2 protein-coding genes are annotated in these 1,700 nt (G+C 40.9%); both read right to left on the bottom strand.

Annotated features, from left to right (window positions below):
- Nucleotides 1-311: 311 nt before the first annotated feature.
- Nucleotides 312-881 (bottom strand): PIN domain-containing protein, encoded by a 570-nt coding sequence (locus tag ACED25_RS23325; protein WP_017098631.1) that lies wholly within the window; start codon nucleotides 879-881, stop codon nucleotides 312-314.
- Nucleotides 881-1,333: a helix-turn-helix domain-containing protein gene (locus tag ACED25_RS23320; RefSeq protein ID WP_048667525.1), complete on the bottom strand. Its 453-nt coding sequence runs from the start codon at nucleotides 1,331-1,333 to the stop codon at nucleotides 881-883. Before ACED25_RS23320 ends, ACED25_RS23325 begins: the two co-directional genes overlap by 1 nt.
- Nucleotides 1,334-1,700 lie beyond the last annotated feature (367 nt).

Raw genomic sequence — 1,700 nt, 5'->3', positions numbered from 1 at the left:
TGATCTTATTCTTCGTGCTGAAGGATTAGAATGCGGTGTTCATGGCACGCTTACTTTTTACCTATGGCACTTTCTAACTCGAAAGTGCCCTTTTCTGCGTTAACGTAATTACTCAGTAGCAGATCACGCTACTGAAATCACCGTACTTTTTCTTATATGCCAAAAGTGTTAAAAAGATAAGAGAACATCGAATGATGCTCTCTTAAATATCGGGGAGAGTACAGCTAAATAGTAAACACATTTCAGACGCGAATGAGTGTATACAAAAAGGCCGCAATCAGCGGCCTAGTTTAAAATCTACTAATTCAAAGTTAAAGCATCAATTTGAAGCTCTTTAAGTGTGAGATGAAGCTTGGGAGTCTCTGCTTTTGTAAGCAAGCTAAGAACTCATCTTGGCTCATTGGTGGCCTTTTTAATGAAGCTCTTTGTTGCTGAGCAGCCTTAACGCATGCGCTACTGTCCAATTCGAACATATCGCACAGGAACTCGTCTGGATGTATTGCTGTTAGACCTAAAGGCTCGAGTTCGCAAGAAGGAAAGTCTTTTAGGTTGAACGTAATGATAGACTCAGCCTGACCTTTAATGGCGGCAGCTACAACATGTCTATCATCAACATCGGGTAAAGTAAGGCCATCAATTAAAGACTCATACCCTTCAATCAAGCAGTCTGGAACATTTGCGTTCATTAACTGTCGAGTTCTTTGCAGTTGTTCTGCATTTAGCTCTGGCCTATTTTTCAGTAGATTTCGAGTCCATTCATCATGTATCTGTTCTGTCCATCGCGCTCTAAACAGGCCAGTATTGGCCAAGTACATTAGGTAGCTTCGGAGTGGAGCTGGGTACATTACACATGCGTCTAGAATTACCGTATATGACGCCATTAATATCCCATATCCATTTCTTGGTCTAATGCAGATAGTTCAGCAAGAGCAGCTAGTCTGTTCTCTTCTAGGCAGTTCTTGTACTCCATAAGATCAGTATAAGCTACCTTTCTACGGTTGCCAGTACGGCTAAACGGAATATCACCTGAATCAAGAAGCTTAATGAAAGTAGGACGAGACATGTTTAGCATATCAGCACCTTCTTGCGTTGTGAGTTCCGCATGAATAGGTGTGATGCTAACAGAGTTGCCTTGACCTAATTGAGTAAGCATCTCGATCATCATATTTAATGCGCTTGCTGGAATAGTTACTTCGTGAGTCTTACCAGACTTATCGACAACGTTAATCCTTTGAGCTTCACCATTAATTTCTATAACGGCTGACAACTCTTGGCTACCAAGCTTAGCCAGTGCCATTTCTTCAGCGCTTGGCAATTTTGTAGCAGTATTCATCGTGTTTCTCTCTAGTTTTTAGTTTCTGATGTCATGGTATACAAACCTTCTCACCATGACATTATCCGAAATATTCGAAAAAAGTCAACATTCGAAATATTCGAAAGAAAGAGAGTGTCACATTATCGTTGGACTTAGTGCTCGTAGGCGGCCTAGTTCAAGGTCTATCAACGCATGCTTAACTATCTTTAATCATAGTACTTCAATATGTAGTGTATGAGAGGAATTGGTCAGCCAGATGTAGGCTAGCTGAATGATTATAATATTAGAAGTAATTCGAAAGGTCAGAGTGTTCTATGATTCATAACTCGGAATTGTCCGTGCGACCTGAAGTCGTATGAAGCGTTGTTCACCACGCAGAGTGAAC

It is taken from the genome of Vibrio sp. 1F263, from assembly GCF_041439035.1.
Taxonomy (GTDB): domain Bacteria; phylum Pseudomonadota; class Gammaproteobacteria; order Enterobacterales; family Vibrionaceae; genus Vibrio; species Vibrio tasmaniensis_A.
This window is presented reverse-complemented; position numbering and strand designations above follow the sequence as displayed.